At 57.2% G+C, this 17,019-nt stretch carries 11 protein-coding genes; 5 read left to right on the top strand and 6 right to left on the bottom strand.

What is annotated here, in order from left to right; genetic code table 11:
* Window positions 1–177 precede the first annotated feature (177 nt).
* Entirely contained in the window at window positions 178–1,863 is a 1,686-nt protein-coding gene (locus tag BXP70_RS03485) for an amidase (RefSeq protein ID WP_086592648.1), read from the bottom strand.
* Window positions 1,864–1,990: 127 nt separating this feature from the next.
* Here BXP70_RS03485 and BXP70_RS03480 point away from each other — a divergent pair, with 127 nt between their 5' ends.
* Window positions 1,991–3,385 (top strand): PQQ-dependent sugar dehydrogenase, encoded by a 1,395-nt coding sequence (locus BXP70_RS03480; protein WP_086592647.1) that lies wholly within the window; start codon window positions 1,991–1,993, stop codon window positions 3,383–3,385.
* 61 nt (window positions 3,386–3,446) lie between these two features.
* On the opposite strand, the gene BXP70_RS03475 is transcribed toward BXP70_RS03480, so the two are convergent.
* On the bottom strand, window positions 3,447–4,460 hold the full coding sequence (locus BXP70_RS03475) for a cation diffusion facilitator family transporter (RefSeq protein ID WP_086592646.1): 1,014 nt from the start codon (window positions 4,458–4,460) through the stop codon (window positions 3,447–3,449).
* 162 nt (window positions 4,461–4,622) lie between these two features.
* Here BXP70_RS03475 and BXP70_RS03470 point away from each other — a divergent pair, with 162 nt between their 5' ends.
* From BXP70_RS03470 to BXP70_RS03460, 3 genes are all read left to right on the top strand, one after another.
* Complete coding sequence (locus BXP70_RS03470; RefSeq protein WP_086592645.1) at window positions 4,623–5,990, top strand: Nramp family divalent metal transporter; 1,368 nt, start codon at window positions 4,623–4,625, stop codon at window positions 5,988–5,990.
* A gap of 93 nt (window positions 5,991–6,083) precedes the next feature.
* The gene (locus BXP70_RS03465; RefSeq protein ID WP_086592644.1) at window positions 6,084–8,576 is read left to right on the top strand and encodes a TonB-dependent receptor; all 2,493 of its coding nucleotides are present in this window, start codon (window positions 6,084–6,086) and stop codon (window positions 8,574–8,576) included.
* Between the two features lie 65 nt (window positions 8,577–8,641).
* Complete coding sequence (locus tag BXP70_RS03460) at window positions 8,642–9,511, top strand: transporter (protein ID WP_179197571.1); 870 nt, start codon at window positions 8,642–8,644, stop codon at window positions 9,509–9,511.
* A gap of 122 nt (window positions 9,512–9,633) precedes the next feature.
* On the opposite strand, the gene BXP70_RS03455 is transcribed toward BXP70_RS03460, so the two are convergent.
* From BXP70_RS03455 to BXP70_RS03440, 4 genes are all read right to left on the bottom strand, one after another.
* Entirely contained in the window at window positions 9,634–10,014 is a 381-nt protein-coding gene (locus BXP70_RS03455; RefSeq protein ID WP_086592642.1) for an SPW repeat domain-containing protein, read from the bottom strand.
* A gap of 142 nt (window positions 10,015–10,156) precedes the next feature.
* The gene (locus BXP70_RS03450) at window positions 10,157–11,365 is read right to left on the bottom strand and encodes a DUF1501 domain-containing protein (RefSeq protein ID WP_086592641.1); all 1,209 of its coding nucleotides are present in this window, start codon (window positions 11,363–11,365) and stop codon (window positions 10,157–10,159) included.
* A gap of 84 nt (window positions 11,366–11,449) precedes the next feature.
* Window positions 11,450–13,021, bottom strand: a complete 1,572-nt coding sequence (locus BXP70_RS03445; protein ID WP_086593172.1) for a DUF1800 domain-containing protein — start codon at window positions 13,019–13,021, stop codon at window positions 11,450–11,452.
* Window positions 13,022–13,106: 85 nt separating this feature from the next.
* Window positions 13,107–15,713, bottom strand: coding sequence for a lamin tail domain-containing protein (locus BXP70_RS03440; RefSeq protein ID WP_086592640.1), 2,607 nt, complete (start codon window positions 15,711–15,713; stop codon window positions 13,107–13,109).
* Window positions 15,714–15,894: 181 nt separating this feature from the next.
* Between BXP70_RS03440 and BXP70_RS03435 the strand changes: the two genes are divergently transcribed.
* Window positions 15,895–16,914, top strand: a complete 1,020-nt coding sequence (locus BXP70_RS03435) for an aspartate-semialdehyde dehydrogenase (protein WP_086592639.1) — start codon at window positions 15,895–15,897, stop codon at window positions 16,912–16,914.
* Window positions 16,915–17,019: the final 105 nt, after the last annotated feature.

Below are 17,019 nucleotides of genomic sequence, written 5' to 3'. Positions count from 1 at the left end.
CGTTAAAAATGGGTACTTGATAAGAATAGAATGCAGCAATACCTGCGTAGCAGGGCCTTATTGGCGGGCAATAAACCCCTATAAAGATTGAACATTCTACTCTCCAAAAAACGGTCCGGTGTTGCGTAAAAGTCCTCAAAAAACAGGAGTTTGCCTTTTTCGAGGACTTTTGACAACTCAAAAATTTAAAGCCGGATGCTTTTGATCAAAATCGGTGGCGTCCTGGTAGGCTTTGGCCAGCGCCAGTAGCTTTCCCTCCTCATAAAGCTGGCCCATGAACGTGATAGTGGTTGGCAAACCCTGCGCGGTCAAGCCATTGGGTAAGGCCACGGCCGGGTGCCCCGTCAGGTTGGTGAGCACAAGGTTAGCCCCCACGAACGAGGGCGACACGTACGCGTCGAGCCCTTTTAGCTGGGCATCCATTTGCTCAATCAGCAGGCCACGGACGCGCTGGGCTTGGATGTACTCCACGGCCGGGATAAAGCGCGACGAGCGGAACGTGTTCGGCCAGGCAAAGCGATTTTGCAGCACCATTTGCTGGTCGCGGCCCGAGCGGGTTAAATCGTCAAAGGCGGCGGCACCTTCGGCGGTCAGCACGAAGCGTAGGCTGGCGGGCGGAATGGTAGGTAACGTGATGGGTACGAGCTCCACTCCTAGCTTGCGCAGCACTTCTAACACGGCTTGGTCGTTGGCCTTGGTTGGGTAGTCTTGGTCGAAGCTAGCTTTCACGTAGCCCACTTTCAGTTTCTTCACGTCGGCGTCGAAAGCGTAACGGAATGTGTTGGAAGCGAGCATAGTGGCGGGGTCGCGCGCGTCGGGACCAGCGGCGGTGAGGGCAGCCAGCACAATTGCGCAGTCTTCGGCGGAGCGAGCCAACGGACCGGCTTTGTCCATGCTCCAGCTCAGGGCCATGGCATTGGCTCGGCTCACGCGCCCGTATGTCGGGCGCAGGCCCGTAACGCCACACGCCGTGCTAGGGCTCACAATCGAACCTAGGGTTTCGGTGCCAATAGCAAACGGCAGCAAGCCCGCCGCCACCGCCGACGCCGAGCCGGCCGACGAGCCGCTGGAGCCTTTGGTCACGTCCCACGGCGTGCGGGTCTTGCCGCCAAACCAGACGTCGCCCTGGGCTAGCTCGCCGAGCGTGAGCTTAGCCACCAGCACGGCTCCCGCTGCCCGCAGACGCTCTACCACTGCAGCATCTTCGTCCAACGTCTGGTCTTTATAGGGTACAGAGCCCCAGGTGGTTTTGTAGCCTTTGGCGCTAAATAGGTCTTTCACCCCAAACGGCACACCATGCAAGGGGCCGCGGTACTTGCCCGCTTTGATTTCCTGATCGGCTTGGCGGGCTTGCTGCAAGGCTAGGTCTTCCGTGAGGGAAATAACGCAATGCAGCTGAGGGTCGTATTTTTTGAGGCGTGCCAAGAAGAACGTGGTCAGCTCTTCCGACGAAACCTGCTTCGTGCGCAACAGCTCGCCTAGCTGGCGGACGGTATAGAAAGCTAGGTCGTCGCGGTTGGTGGGCAACTTCACTTTGCCGATAGCGGGTAGCTTGCCGGCATCCGTTTTCGAAGTGGCCAGCATAGCCTGTCGCATCCGCAACGGCCTCGGATCAAACACCAGGGTGGGCGCGACGCTATTCGGCAGGCTGATGGCGCGCAGGGCTTGATAGCTCTCCCGGTACGAAGTCAGGTTGCGCCGGGTCGAGTCGAGCTGGGCTTCGGTGAAGCTCAGGCCAAACAGCTCCTGGGCGGCCCGCGCCATGGGCACCGTGATTTCGGGCAAGGCGGCGGGACGTGGCACTAATGCCCCCGCACCAAAAGCAACTAAACCAACCGTGAGTAGCGGTAAAAATCTTTTCATCAAAAAGAGGGGAAAGTGGCTTTAACAAAGCTAACCTAGCTGCGGAAGTAGACAAGTTCCCTTCGACTAAAGCTTTCTGAACTAAGTTTTCGTATAAAGCTTATCCATTCACCCTTAACCAGTTACGATGAAAAGTTTTATACTAATTATTATCGGAATTATGCTACTGTCGGGGAGTACGTTGGCCCAGACGACTACCTTTCCGGTGGGTAGCACCACAGTTTCCGTCACGCCGTTGGCCACCAACCTAGCAGTGCCGTGGGAGTTGATTTGGGGTCCCGACAATTTCATTTGGATGACGGAGCGTGAGGGCCGCATTAGCCGCGTCGATCCAACCACGGGGCAAGTCCTACCACTCATCACCGTTCCTGATGTGCTGACTAGCAGCGAAGGCGGTTTGCTCGGCATGGTGCTACACCCCGATTTCGCCACTTCGCCCTACTTGTACATTGTGTATAACTACAACGATGGCAGCTACAAGGAGAAGCTCGTGCGCTATACCTACTCCGCGGCGGGTACCGGCTCATTAAGCAATCCGCAGGTTTTGCTAGGAAACATTCCTGCTACTAGCACGCATGCCGGTTCGCGCCTGCTTATTCTTCCCGACCGTACTTTACTCATGACCACCGGCGACGCTCAGCAGCGTCCCGAAGCTCAAAACACCAACGCCCTGATCGGCAAAGTACTGCGCCTGAACCTAGATGGCACCGTGCCAGCCGATAACCCAGTGGCCGGCAACCCGATGTATAGTTTTGGGCACCGCAACCCGCAGGGCCTAGTACGCGCCGCCAATGGCAAAATATATAGCAGCGAGCACGGCCAAGATGCGGAAGACGAGTTGAACCTCATCGAACCGAACCGCAACTACGGTTGGCCAACGGTGGAAGGCAACTGCAACTTACCCGACGAGCAGGCCTTTTGCACCGCTAATAACGTGCGGGCCCCACTGTACAGCTGGGCGCCCACCGTCGGTATTGCCGGCCTAACGTACTACAACCACCCCGCTATTCCGGAGTGGAGCAATACTTTGCTGGCCGTAGCGCTTCGGGGCGGACGCCTGACGCAACTGCCCTTATCTACTAGCGGCGACGCAGTGGGCACAGCCGCTAGCTACTTAGCAGGCTTTGGCCGTCTGCGGGCTATCTGCGTATCGCCGCAGGGCAAGATCTATGTGGGTACCAGCAACCGCGACGGCCGCGGCACTCCGGCCACCACCGACGACCGCATTTTGGTACTGGAAAACCGCGCTTATGTGCTAGCCAACAAGAGCCCGCGCGATGCTGCCTTTCACCTGTGGCCCAATCCTGCTCAGCAGGCCGTCAGCCTACGCTTACCTAGCCCCACTACTGCTCCTACCACCGCCACCGTACACGATGCCCTAGGCCGCGTAGTACGAAGCGCCAACTTTGTATCCGGCCAACAGGATATGGTCGTTAGCCTCACTGGCTTGGGCAAAGGCGTGTACATAGTGCGCGCCACCAGCGGCCCCGAGCAATTTACCCGGCGCTTAGTAGTACAGTAAAGAAAAGAAGAGGGGCTGACCATAGCGGTTAGCCCCTCTTCTTTTCTACTTAAAATGAAACCTAGCTTTGTCTTTCTTCTTCCACTTCAGCAGCTAGGTGGTGGCGTTCGTTTTTCACGGCGTTGCCGAGTGTCCAGGTTACTTCTTTGGCGAAGGGATGCTGGCGCACCGGGCAGTCGGGCATGTGGCAGAGTGAGCAGGCCGCGAACGTGCAGGGGTCGGCGTGCACAAACATTTCCACTTCCACATCGAAGCGCTGCCGAATGAGATGTTCAATCTTGTTCAGCTCGGTGTGCGTTTCTTCCAGGCTGAAATAGTACGGCATCTGGATATGGCAGTCGATGTGCAAATCGGCGCCGTAGCGCAGCACGCGCAGGTTGTGCACATCGATCCAGGCGGGACGGCGGTGGTGCTGTAGCTCGGCAATAACGTCGCGCACCACCGTGGCATCGGCCTCGTCCATCAGTGCCGACACCGAGCGCCGCACCATCCGGTAGCCATTCACCACGATAAAGATACCTAGGCCTAGGGCGGCGCCGGCGTCGAAAAGCATGTTGCCCGTCACGGCCACTAGCACCAGCGCCACGCACGATACCAGCGTGCTCAGGGCGTCGAGATACAAATGTTGTCCGTCGCCGACGAGGGCCACGGAGCTGAGCCGCTTACCCGAACGAATCAGCATGAAGCCGGTACCTAGGTTCACTAGCGCCGTGAAACCCAGCAGGGCCATGCCTGAGTCGGGGCGAGCGACGGCGTGCGGGTGTAGTAGGGCTTGCGTAGCACTGTAGAAGATGTACACGCCCGCAATTAGAATCAGCGCGCCTTCGAAGCCCACCGACAGGTACTCGATCTTGCCGTGGCCGTAGGGGTGATTTTCGTCTTTGGGCTGCCCGGCTAGGTAGAGACTGTACAGCGCAAAACCACTTGTAAATACATTGATAATCGACTCAAGCGCGTCGGTCAGAACCGCTTGCGAGTTTGTCAGGAAGTAGGCATAAAACTTAATGGCTACCAACCCTATGCTCACAACGAGCGATATAAGACCGAATTGATTTTTGGTTTTGGCAATGCTCATGTGCTGGAAACCCAAAATGGGGCGACAAAAATCCGGTAAAAAATCCACGTCCCGGCTTTTTGAAACATTTAGATGGAAAATGTTGTATTTAAATGGGCTTAAAAAATATTTTAGGCTCTTCTAAAAAATAGCCATCTTGTGAAGTCATCCTTTTCGAACGATATGCCACCAGTTGTACAAAACCCGCCTGTTGCTCCTCCCGCCCCCGCCGAAGCGGGCTGGCGACGGGCGCGGCAAGCACCTTCACTGGGCGAAGTATTTGCCAGCATCAAGGTTCCGGCGGCAGATGCTCCCTTTTGGCGGAAATTCTTAGCGTTCTGGGGACCAGGATTAATGGTAGCCGTCGGCTACATGGACCCTGGCAACTGGGCAACCGACATTGCGGGCGGTGCTCGCTACGGCTATACGCTATTGTCGGTCATTCTGATTTCCAATCTTTTCGCGATGCTTTTGCAGCACCTAGCCGCCAAGCTAGGTATCGTGACGGGCCGCGACCTAGCCCAGGCCTGCCGCGACCATTACTCCAAGCCCGTTGCCATCACGCTCTGGGTGCTCTGCGAAGTAGCCATTGCTGCCTGCGACCTAGCCGAAGTCATCGGCTCGGCCATTGCCCTGAATCTGCTATTTGGCTTACCGCTGCCCTGGGGTGTGGGCCTCACGATTCTGGACGTCTTTCTAGTTTTGCTGTTTCAGAGCAAAGGCTTCCGCCTAATCGAGAGCATTGTAGCCGGACTTATCTTCCTGATCTTCGGGTGTTTCCTGTACGAAATCATCGTGTCGCACCCCGATTATTTCGGCATCTTGCAAGGCTTGGTGCCGCAGAAACAAGTCGTTACAGATCCGGGCATGCTCTACATTGCCATCGGTATTCTGGGTGCCACGGTGATGCCGCACAACTTGTACTTGCACTCCAGCATTGTGCAGACGCGCGCCATTGAGCAGACCGAACCCGGCAAGCGCATGGCCATCAAGTTCGCCACCATCGACTCGACGGTGGCGTTGTTCCTAGCTTTCTTCGTGAACGGCGCTATTCTGGTGACGGCCGCCGCTGCCTTCCACCGCAACGGCATGCACGACGTAGCCGACATCATGGACGCGCACAAATTGCTGGCTCCGGTACTCGGCGCGGGCGCCGCCAGTGCCGTGTTTGCCATTGCGTTGCTGGCTTCTGGCCAGAACTCTACCTTGACCGGGACCCTAGCTGGCCAGATCGTAATGGAGGGTTTTCTCAACTTGCACCTCAAGCCGTGGGTACGGCGCCTGATCACACGGGGCATTGCCGTAGTACCAGCTTTCATCGTGACGCTGCTCTACGGCGAAAAGGGAACCAGCGAGCTATTGGTACTGAGCCAAGTTATTCTGTCGCTGCAACTTAGCTTTGCCGTGGTGCCGCTCGTTCTCTTTACCGGCGACCGGGCCAAAATGGGCGTGTTTGCCAACCGTCCGGCGGTACAGGTCACGGCTTGGGTGGTGTCGGGTATCATCATCGTTCTGAACGTGTATCTGCTCTACAAAACGTTCTTCGCCTAGCTTTCAAGAACCGCTGCTTGCCTTAGCAGCGGTTTTCTTTTGCCTTCTAATTTAGATTCATCTAAATATTTTTTTAAGCCATCCTGAAGCCTCATGAAAGCCCTCTTTACTTCTTGGCGAGTTCTATTTATTGGCTTGCTACTCAGCACCTCTTGGCAAACCGTGCATGCTCAGCACGGCACCATCCGCGGGCGCGTGACGGCGGAGGGTGAGGCGCTAGAGTTTGTAAGCGTAATGCTAGCGGGTACTGCTTTGGGTGCTACCACCTCGAAGCAGGGGCACTATCAGTTAGCAGCCGTGGCGCCGGGCAAGCACGAGCTGGTTTTTTCCTTCCTAGGTTACGATCCGCAGCGGGTGCCAGTAGAAGTAGCTGAAGGGCAAACGATAGAAGTACATGCCACGCTCAAACCAACTACCTCCAAGCTAGGTGAAGTCGTCGTGACGGGCGTATCGCGCACCACCGAGATTAAGCGCAGCCCTGTTCCGATAGCCGTTGTCAGCAAGCGGGAGATGAACTTGAACCTTAATACAAACCTCATCGACGCGGCGGTACGCGGCGTGCCGGGCCTCACAGCCATGACCACCGGACCGAATATTTCGAAGCCTTTCATCCGAGGGCTAGGCTACAATCGGGTGCTAACTTTGTACAACGGCTTGCGGCAGGAAGGTCAGCAGTGGGGCGATGAGCACGGTATTGAAGTCGACCAGTACGACATCGAGCGGGTAGAAGTGGTGAAAGGTCCGGCTAGCTTGATGTACGGTTCCGATGCGGTGGCCGGCGTCATCAACATGCTGCCAGCGCAACCAAGTGGCCCCGTGGGCAAGCTCCGGGGTGATGTGGTGAGCGAGTACCACACCAACAATGGCCTAATCGGCACGTCCCTCGGTCTTTCGTACCGGCAGCCTGCTTGGCACTATGCCTTTCGAGCCTCTCAGAAAACCGCCGCCAACTACCAGAATCGCGTGGATGGGCGCGTGTACGGCACTGCTTTCAAAGAGCTAAACCTCTCGGGCACGGTGGGCGTGAACAAATCCTGGGGCTACTCACACTGGTACGCTACGGCCTATCACAACCAGCAGGAAATTCCGGACGGCAGCCGCGACTCGCTGAGCCGCCGCTTCACCAAGCAGGTGTTCGAGTCTGACCTGGATGACATCAAGAACCGGCCTCTGGTAACCGAAGATGGGTTGCGCTCCTACTCCATCGGGGCATTGCACCAGCTCATAAAGCACTACCGAATCTTCACGCGCAGCCAAGTGCGGCTAGGCCAGCATGAGCTGAACGTGCTGCTGGGTGCGCAGCAAAATTTCCGCTACGAGTTCAATCACCCAACGGCACCCCAGCAAGCGGGCCTTGCCGTGGCCCTAACCACCTACACCTATGACCTGCGCTACAACCTACCCGCGTGGCAAGGCCTAGAGACGACCCTAGGTGTAAACGGCATGGCGCAGCTCAACCGCAACCGCAACGCCACCGACTTCCCCATTCCGGACTATTCGTTATTTGACCTAGGTTCGTACGTCTTCCTCAAAAAGTCTTTTGGTAAGCTCGACCTCTCCGGCGGGGCGCGCTATGATACGCGGCGCTTGGCGTGGGACGACTTTTACGTTGGCCCCAATGCCGCTACCGGCTTCGACCAACAAGTTTCGGCGCAAGAAGCTGCCGGGGCAGCACCGCAGTTTCCGGCGTTGCGGAAGTGGTTTCGGGGCGTATCAGGGAGCGTGGGCGCCACGTATGGCCTTTCGGAACGGTTGCTCGTGAAGGCCAATGTGGCGCGGGGGTACCGGGCACCAAATATCACCGAAGTTGGCTCCAACGGCCTCGACCCTGGCGCGCACATCGTGTACCTAGGCAACCGCAACTTCCAGCCCGAATTTTCTTTGCAGCAAGACCTAGGACTGCTGGCCTACTTACCGAACCTGGATGCCAGCGTGGAAGTATTTCACAACAACATTCAACACTACATCTACCAAGCTAAGCTCTACGATGCGACCGGCCAGCCTGTGGTTATTGTGCCCGACAACACCACGTACCAGTACCAGCAAGCAGCAGCGCGTCTTTATGGCCTGGAAGCTAGCCTGAAGTTGCACCCGCGCGCCGTGAAGTGGCTGCTTTTCGACAACAGCCTAGCTTTTGTGCATGGCCTGAACCGGAACCAGCTGCTCCGAGAACAACACGGAAGCGCGGCGCGGTATCTGCCGTTTATGCCGCCGTTGCGTACGCGCTCCGAGATTCGGGTTACGCTGGCCAAACCGACCGGCTACCTAGCCCAAACGTATGTGCACATCGGCCTAGAAGCCGTAGCGGCCCAAAACCGCTTCTACGCCGTTGATAATACCGAAACGGCGACGCCAGGCTATGCGCTGTGGAGCCTAGGTGCCGGCACCACCTTCGTTAATAAGCAGGCAAAACCGTGGCTGCAACTCTTTGTCCAGCTGGATAATGTGTTCGACAAAGCCTACCAGTCGAACCTGAACCGGCTTAAGTACTTTGAGTATTACACAGGCTCTCCCACGGGCCGGTCAGGCATCTACAACATGGGGCGCAATGCTAGCTTAAAAATCATTGTGCCCTTTGGCGGTTAAGCCCAACAGCATCTTAGTACGGCAGACTCCGTATGAGGCTACTCTCCCTATTTCCCCTCATACTGATGACAAAATCTTATTCACGCTTTTTGGGCGTGGCCGGCGTGCTGCTGGCCACCACTGGCTCTGTACGTGCCCAAGTTGCCAACGACACCATTCCGGTCGACAAGCACCAGTACAAGCTGTTCAATCCCACGCCGCGCAAATACATGCGCCCACTGGTGCCCGACCGCCCAGGCATTACCGATAGCCCATACACCGTCGATGCCGGCCACTTTCAACTTGAGGACGACGGCTTCCGGTTGATCAACGGCCGCCAGCGGGGCAGCCACGAACGGGAGTTTTATGTAAACCACATGCTCCTGAAGCTAGGCCTCACCGACAAAACGGATGTGCAGCTACAAGTTGAGTCGTACATCGTTGATAAACAGTGGCAAGATTCCGGCAATGATTCTCCGTTGCGCCAAGCCGGTTTCGGAGACCTTACGCTGCGCGTGAAACGCAACATCGTTGGCGACGACAACAAACCATTCGCGCTGGCGGTGCTAGGGTTGGTCCGCATGCCTACGGGCCACAATGTGGGCGAAGGAGGTACTGAGCTTGGTCTTTCCGTGCCGGTTGTTTATAAACTACCACACCACTGGAACGTGGGGGGCCAAGTAGCGGGCGTTTGGAGCTACGACCGGGAAACGTCTTCGCACTACTCGCAGCTCACCCCTACCCTCACCGTCGACCGCGAGTTTGCCAAGTGGCTCGAAGGCTTTGTGGAGCTAGTTGGTTATTGGGACATGCGCGGAGCAGCGTGGCGTACCTCCGTCAACCTAGGTCCGCAGTTCGACATCGGCGACAATTTGCAGATTGATTTCGGCACCCACATTGCCCTCGACCGCCAAACGGACCACGAATACTTTATTGGCTTCAGCTTCCGCCGATAGGCTTAAGGAAAAGTATCGAGCCGCGTACTTTTGTTGTTGCTCAGATGTAAAAGCGAAAGGCCGACGTAGAATTAACTACGCCGGCCTTTCGCCTACTAAAGCACACAAGGGTACTCTAATTACTATCGATTGTGGTCAGTCATGAGGCTGCGGGTCTGAGCATGCCAGTCGGTGATCATCCATACCAGCAAGAAGACAATACCCATAGCCACAAAGAAGTTACGGGCAACGGGGTTGGCATCGGCGAAGCCAAAAATCCAAGGTGAAGCTAGAATGATGGGGCCGCTAACTAGCTCAAAGCCTCCGTGAATGGGGAACGGAATCATTTTGATGGCGCCCATTGGGAAAGCCGTCAGCAACGTAATAACCAAGTAGCCAGCCGCTAGCATATAACAAACAGTAGCGTAGGTGCCCGTGAAGCCAAAGATTGTGGGAGCGAGTGCAAAGATGGCTACCGTTGCGTAATCCATTACGCCGTGGGCCGAGGGGGATAATATTTTCATCGTAAGAAGAGTTTTGGTTGGTTAGGTTGTTTGTCTCCTCTTACGCACGCAGGAATTTATTGATATTGTTGAGCTAACAAAATACGCCTATCTCACAAGCCCTTGCCGTATACAACTACTTGATTTACAGACGTAAATTTTTTTATACTATTCCAGTTAGTCGTTCAAATTCACTGCCCAAAATGGCCTTGTCATCGGCGCCGAGCCAGTCGCGGAGTAGGGTGGCATACACGCTGCGGAAGTCCAGATGGTAGCGCAAGTCGCCTTGGTCGAGGCTCGCTAGGTCCGGCGCCGCGTTGAGAATGCCAGGTTTGCGCAAAGCACCACCGAGCAGCATGATGTTGTTGGCGGTGCCATGGTCGGTACCGTTGCTGGCATTTTGCTGCACGCGCCGCCCAAACTCCGAGAACGTCATGACGAGCGTGCTGTCGAACTGCCCGTTTTTTTGCAAGTCTTCCGCGAAAGCACCTAGCCCCTCAGCTAGGTCGCCGAGCAATTTGCCTTGCTGCTCTTGCTGCCGCACGTGCGTATCGAAGCCCGAGAGCGACACGTAGAACACCCGCGTCTCGATTCCCGAATTGATCAGCTCGGCCGTGGTTTTCAGGTTGCGGCCAAACTCCGTATTTGGATACGTCACGCTGGACTTATACACCTTCGAGGTCTGATACAGGTAGTCCGCCGACGAGGAAGTTTCGGCTAGCGTCTTGTACAGATAATCTAGCTCGGAAGCGCCGCCGGGCGCTTGCTCGTTGCTTATCTGCGCCAGAAAGTGGTTCTGCGTGAACTGGTGAAACTTCTGGGGATTCTTCAGGGCTAGCCCTTTCTTACGGCTGCCTTTCATGGCTAGGCTTAGCGTGTCGTCTACTTCCACGCCGTTGTAGGGCACCTGGCACGTAGCGCACGCAGAATCGAGGTAGCGACCGAGCCAGCCCGTCGTCACGATTTGATCGGATGCCGAGCCACTCTGCCAAATGTCCATGGAGCGGAAGTGCGAGCGGTCGGGGTTTGGGTAGCCCACGCTGTTGAGCACGCCCATGCGGCCGTCGTCGTAGAGTGCTTTCAGCTTGGTCATGGCCGGGTTCAGGGCCAGCTCATCATTCAAGGTCAATAGGCCGCTCCGCTCCCGCAAAGCAAGCGTAGGCCTAGCTTTGTAATACAGATCGTTGCGATACGGCACAATGGTATTCAGCCCATCGTTGCCGCCCCCCAGCTGAATCACCACCAGCCGCCGGCCATTGGAAGTACCGAGCCGAGCTACGCCCTGCCGGTCTAGCGCGTGCAGGAATTTCGGCACGAACAGCAGGGAGCTAGCCAGCACCGACGTTTTCAGGAAGTCGCGACGAGTAGTCATAAGCAAAGGAATTTATACAACTCAAGTTGGAAGCTAGGGTAGCACAAAGCGTCCCTTCTGGTTAGCCCTAGCCAGTTTTCGTGCTTACATCAGTTGATACTCGGGCAAGGCTAGCAGGCTTGTAATCATGGTTTTGAGCCGTGTTTCTGCTGGCGCTTTGGCGGCGGCTTGCTGCACCAAGGCTAGGTTCTCGGGCCGAATCGGGGCTTGTAGCAGAAATTCACTCAGCTTCGCAGCTTGCTGATCATCCGAGATTTTGGCTAGGAAAGTGGCAATGGGTTTTAGCTCCAAGTGTGTTTTTACCTGCTGCCGAAACGTACGGTCCGCTTTTGACACAGAGGGCGAGATGTCGTTCTCGTCTTCCTTAAGCGCCACGTTGAACTGCGCATTCTTGAACAGCACCTGCGGCAGCTGCAAGCGCAGCAGCAGCGACGAGCTATCGATCCAGTTGCGGCCGCCGGGCCACCCCGCTACATTTGGCGGCTCGAAGAGCGTTTGCCCCAGTGCTTTTTCGTAGCCGATGAGCGGCTTGGGGTCTTCCATCTGCACACCGAGGGTGCGTTTGATGCCCGCCAATAGCTCAATTGGCGACTTAATGCGGTTGCCCACATTGGCCGCGTCGTAGAACCAGTCGGCCGAAAACATCTGCTCCAGCAAGCCGCTGATATTGTAATGACTTTTGTAGAATGACTGCGCTAGTGCCTGAATGTGGGCCGGGTTGGGCGTGTCGTTCACAAAAAAGCGATAGAGCTTCGTGGTGATGAACTCCGCCGTTTTGGGCTGCTCCAGCAGAATAGTCAGAATGTCTTCGCCGCCAAAATTACCCGTGCGCCCCAGAAAGGTTTTCGTGCCCGTATCGTGCTGCTTCTCCCGAAAAACGAACTGGTGCCGCTCGTCCGACGACCACCCGGTGAAGGCGCGGGCGGCCTCCTTCACGTCGTGCTCGGTGTAGTTGCCACGGCCAATGGTAAACAGCTCCATGACCTCGCGGGCGAAGTTTTCGTTGGGGTGCTGCTTGCGGTTCTGTTGGTTGTTGAGAAACTGCAGCATGGCGGGCTCTTTGGATACGGCCAGCAGCAGCTCGCCGAAGTTGCCGAGGGCTAGCTGCCGAATGGTGTTATTAAGCTGCAAAGCCGTGGCTGGCTGCCGCACCCGACACGCGAAATGCCCGTGCCAGAAGAAGGTCATCTTCTCCCGCAGCTGCGCCGGCGAACTTGCCATCCGCTCCAGCCAGCCGAGATTCATCTGGTAAAAAGCATCCCGAATACCCTCATTTTCCATTTTTCGCTGCTGGGGCGTGAGTTGGCTCCGGCGTAGCAGCCTGGGCCGCGCAAGAGCCGTATCCGCCAGCAGCGCCCTAGGTGCTAGCGTGACGGCGGCAGCAGTGGTGCTGGTCGAGGTGGCCATCTGATCGGGTGGGGCCGTCATACCCGTCACGCGCGAATCCATCACGGAAGCGGGCGCCGAGCCGGCCACAAAGGGCGGCTTGATTTCCGCGTAGCGCATCAGTGGGCTATCTAGGGGCTCGAACTTCTCCGACTCGCGCATCAGCTTCCGCAGCGCCTTGCGCGGCGACATGTCGGCGTCCACGTCTTCGGGCCGCGGGCCAAAACCGGCACGCCAGTACAAGTGCTGAATTCGTTTCTGGGTGGTCATAGGCAACGTATTTCGGAACCAACGCTGCTCTTGGACACTACTGAACGTGAATGGTTTAATGATAGTCATGCGCCATGGGCTTTTCCTACAACCTAGCTCCTACTACCACGGTGCGCTTGTAGTCATACTTCAGGCCACTGCTCGGCTGGAATAACTCAATGTAGAACACGTAGTAGCCAACGGGCGCTTTGCGGCCTTGGTTGCTCAGCCCATCCCAGGGCCAGAAGCCGCTCACTGCCAGGGTTTCGTTGCGCACGAGGTGACGCACGAGCGCGCCTTGGGCGTCGTATACCGTGACGCTCGCTACGTAGCCAGGCTGGTTGAGGCGGTAGTTAACGGTTGTTAGGTCCTGCTGGCCGTCACCGTCGGGCGTGAAGATTTCGGGGTCGATGCGGAAGAACTTGTCGCCGCCGGGGTCTGGCTGATACTGCGAATTGGGGCGACCGGGCGTGGCGTAACCTACGGCGCTAGCGGCCGAGTGAAAGTTGCTGGCAAGGCTAGGGCCTTCCGGCCGAACGCGCTCCAGCGACACGCCGTTCAGGTCGTCCAGCAAGGCGAGGTGCTGGCTTTTGTCGTAGGTGTAGCGGTCTAGCGTCTGGCCGGTGGCATCCAGCACGACTACCGTCCCGGCATCATCGGGCAATGATGGGAAGCTGTTCATGGCTAGAAAAGCCGCCGCGTCGTGGGTAGGGTAATGATTCTGCACCACATCGGGGCGCGTGGTGAGCACCACGAGTTGCCCCGGCGCTAGCACATACGGCTCGGTAGTGATATCCAGCACATCTGTGCCCGTGACGGTTTCGCTGCTCAGCTGCCAACCGTGTACATCAAGATATTGAGCCGAGCGGTTGAGCAGCTCCACGAAGTCCACCCCACCCGTTCGTGGATTGAACAGTACTTCATTGATAACAATATCGCCGGGCGCGGGCGTGCCGGGCAGTGCAAAAGCTGCCGAAGTTGCTGGCCCGGCGGCATTGCCTACGCAGTCAGTGATGCGCTGCGCCGTCACGGTGGTAGGTTTATTCACGACCAAGGGCGCAGCTAGGGTCAGATCAACCATCCGAAAATCGGGACTAACGGGCGCAACGCGGGTGATGGCAGCTGCTGGCGTTAGGGCGTACAGCGCCGGATTAGCCGCTGTCGTACTATCTAGCTTTTCGCCAAAAAACAGCCGCACCGTTGTAGGAGTCAGGGCCACGGCCCGCAGCAGCGCAGGCGGCGTAAGGTCGGGCTTCGTGGCTTTTGTAGAATTAGCACGACCGGGCGTGCCACCACTGACGTCGGTGCTGGCGGTCCAGTTGTCAATGCCAGCGCACGGGTTAGCTAGGTCCACCATTTCTATGGACCAGCCGCCGTCTTTCTTGCGGTTGTCTTTGTACCAGGTGTCCGAATAGCTGACCTCAAATAGCGTCTGGCCGGTGCGGCTGCGTAGTAGGAGCCGGTCACCATCGTTGCCGAGGCTGGGAAAATTTGTAAGGCCAAACACCTTCCCGAAGCTGGCGAACTGCGTGGCACGGGTGCTGCCGCATACCACGGCGTACTCGCCGGGCAGCAACGTAGCACCGGCCGGAAATACCGCCCCCGTGGTGCTGCCTGCCTTTTGCAGGCGCACCCCACCTAGGTCCACCAACGTCCCAGCCGTCGGATTATGAATCTCCAAATACTCAGACGCTGGCAGCCCCACCGTTGGCGTTTCATCCGCCATGATTTCAGTGATGAGCACCTGATTGACGCCCGGCGCCACCGGAAAACCCTTGTTGACGAAGCTCATTGTAAGCGGCCCAGTGGCCGTGTTGCCGTACAAGTCCGACACGTTGCGCGCTTCCAAGGTGTTGTTACCCAAAGCTAGATCAGCACCTAAGGTCAGGTGTACAAGGGCCGGATCCGTCGCGTCGCGCTGGGCTGTGAGCACCGCCGGCGCACCCGCCCCGGCGAGGCGGTAGCTCACGGCGCTCGGCGCAGCATCTACGAGTTCATTATACACCACATCAAGCTGCCGCGCCGTAACGGGTGTGGCACTGACTAAGGCGGGCGGCGTGGCATCCGTCACCCGAAAATCGTCGAAGTAAAAGCTGCGGTTGTTGGCCGCCGAGTACGTCAGCAGCACGCCACAGTAGTTGCTGCGCTGGTGAGTGGCGTCGGTGGCGGTACCTTCGGTTACGTAGCTCGTGCCGGCGCCGGTTGGGTCCCGTTCCAGCTTCCACACGTTTTGCGGCGAGCGGGTCACGCGTACTCGCACCACGTTGTTGGTCGAGGAAGCTAGGCTACCATCGAGGCCGTTCACTACATACACGGGGCTGCCAGTAGCATCCTTGCGAAATAGCGCTACCTCATCGGGCGTGCCCCCGAGGCGCACGAAGTAGCCTTTGGTGCCCGTGGTTTTCAGGTCCGGTTGGTCGGCCATGAGCCACACATCGGCGTAGTTGCCGCTGGAGGTAGCTAGCTTGAGGTTAGCATAAAACTCCCACGTAGTGCCGGTAGCGGCTTGGCAAGGTGTGACTAGCTGAAGGGTGGTACCAGTGATAGCGGGACCGTTGCTTTGGAGCTGAAGTTGGCTATTTACCTGAAAGCTAGCTGCATCACCGGCCCAAGTAGGATTCTGGGTAAAGTTGCCGTCGGCGAAAGAATCAGCGAGTTGGGCCGCAGCGGGGAAGGATAGAAGCGTGAATAAGCCTAATAATAATTTTCTCATAACAGTAAGCGCACGATAAAACCTCGCCTCGTTCCAAAACCGCGCCACTGCCCCCTAGTGTGCGTAGGGCTTACGCCTCAGTGCAGCAGCCAAATATTCGTTCAGTATCAATATGTTCGTTCTCTTATCTTTGTCCTAGAACCACGTTCCACGCGTGGGTTTCCAAACCCTTATTTCACTCATGAAAGTAGCCGTAGTAGGTGCCACCGGCTTGGTCGGCGGCGAAATGCTGAAAGTGCTGGCCGAGCGCAATTTTCCGGTCAGCGAGTTGTTACCCGTGGCTTCCGAGAAATCGGTAGGCCAGGAAATTGAGTTCCTCGGCAAGAAATACAAGGTTGTAAGCATGGACGATGCCATTGCGGCTCGCCCCGATGTAGCCATTTTCTCGGCCGGTGGCTCGGTCTCGAAAGAGCAGGCGCCCCGCTTCGCCGAAGTGGGAACCGTCGTAATCGACAATTCCTCCGCCTGGCGTATGGACCCCACCAAGAAGCTGGTGGTGCCCGAAATCAACGCCAAAGAGCTGACGCCCGACGATAAAATTATTGCGAACCCCAACTGCTCGACCATTCAGATGGTGCTAGCCCTGCACAAGCTGCACGAGGCCTACCAGATCAAGCGAGTGGTGGTGAGCACCTACCAGAGCGTAACCGGCACCGGCAAGAAAGCCGTGGATCAGCTCATGGCCGAGCGCGCCGGCAACTTCGACGGCCCCCGCGCCTACGCGCACCCCATCGACCTAAACGTGCTGCCCCACATCGACGTGTTCGAAGAGAACGGCTACACCAAGGAAGAGATGAAGATGGTGAACGAGACCAAGAAAATCATGGGCGACGACTCCATCCGCGTAACCGCCACCACCGTGCGCATCCCCGTGATGGGCGGCCACTCGGAAGCCGTAAACGTGGAGTTCGCCAAAGACTTCGACCTAGCCGAAGTTCGTAGCCTGCTCGAACAAACGGACGGCGTAGAAGTAGTTGACGACCCCGCCAACAACGTGTACCCGATGCCCAAAGACGCCCACGGCAAAGACGCCGTGCTGGTAGGCCGCCTACGCCGCGACGAATCGCAGCCCAACACCCTGAACATGTGGGTAGTAGCCGACAACCTACGCAAAGGTGCCGCTACCAACGCCGTGCAGATTGCCGAGCACATGATCAAGCTAGGTCTGTTGAAAGAGCATACGGCAGAAGCTACGGTTTAAGCTTTTGCTGCTATCCTAGAAAGAGCCTCCTGATTCAGCATCGGGAGGCTCTTTTTTGCCTTATATTTCCTCGTCTTTCGGCGCCTTCATTATCTCGTAAAAAGC

It is taken from the genome of Hymenobacter crusticola (assembly GCF_002154225.1).
Classification (GTDB): Bacteria; Bacteroidota; Bacteroidia; order Cytophagales; family Hymenobacteraceae; genus Hymenobacter; species Hymenobacter crusticola.
Note: the sequence above shows the minus strand (reverse complement) of the source record. Positions and strands in the feature narration are given on the sequence as shown.

Coding starts and splice junctions, on each gene's coding strand:
- BXP70_RS03485 (WP_086592648.1), bottom strand. CDS start 1,863: ATGAAAAGATTTTTACCGCTACTCACGGTTGGTTTAGTTGCTTTTGGT.
- BXP70_RS03480 (WP_086592647.1), top strand. CDS start 1,991: ATGAAAAGTTTTATACTAATTATTATCGGAATTATGCTACTGTCGGGG.
- BXP70_RS03475 (WP_086592646.1), bottom strand. CDS start 4,460: ATGAGCATTGCCAAAACCAAAAATCAATTCGGTCTTATATCGCTCGTT.
- BXP70_RS03470 (WP_086592645.1), top strand. CDS start 4,623: ATGCCACCAGTTGTACAAAACCCGCCTGTTGCTCCTCCCGCCCCCGCC.
- BXP70_RS03465 (WP_086592644.1), top strand. CDS start 6,084: ATGAAAGCCCTCTTTACTTCTTGGCGAGTTCTATTTATTGGCTTGCTA.
- BXP70_RS03460 (WP_179197571.1), top strand. CDS start 8,642: ATGACAAAATCTTATTCACGCTTTTTGGGCGTGGCCGGCGTGCTGCTG.
- BXP70_RS03455 (WP_086592642.1), bottom strand. CDS start 10,014: ATGAAAATATTATCCCCCTCGGCCCACGGCGTAATGGATTACGCAACG.
- BXP70_RS03450 (WP_086592641.1), bottom strand. CDS start 11,365: ATGACTACTCGTCGCGACTTCCTGAAAACGTCGGTGCTGGCTAGCTCC.
- BXP70_RS03445 (WP_086593172.1), bottom strand. CDS start 13,021: ATGACCACCCAGAAACGAATTCAGCACTTGTACTGGCGTGCCGGTTTT.
- BXP70_RS03440 (WP_086592640.1), bottom strand. CDS start 15,713: ATGAGAAAATTATTATTAGGCTTATTCACGCTTCTATCCTTCCCCGCT.
- BXP70_RS03435 (WP_086592639.1), top strand. CDS start 15,895: ATGAAAGTAGCCGTAGTAGGTGCCACCGGCTTGGTCGGCGGCGAAATG.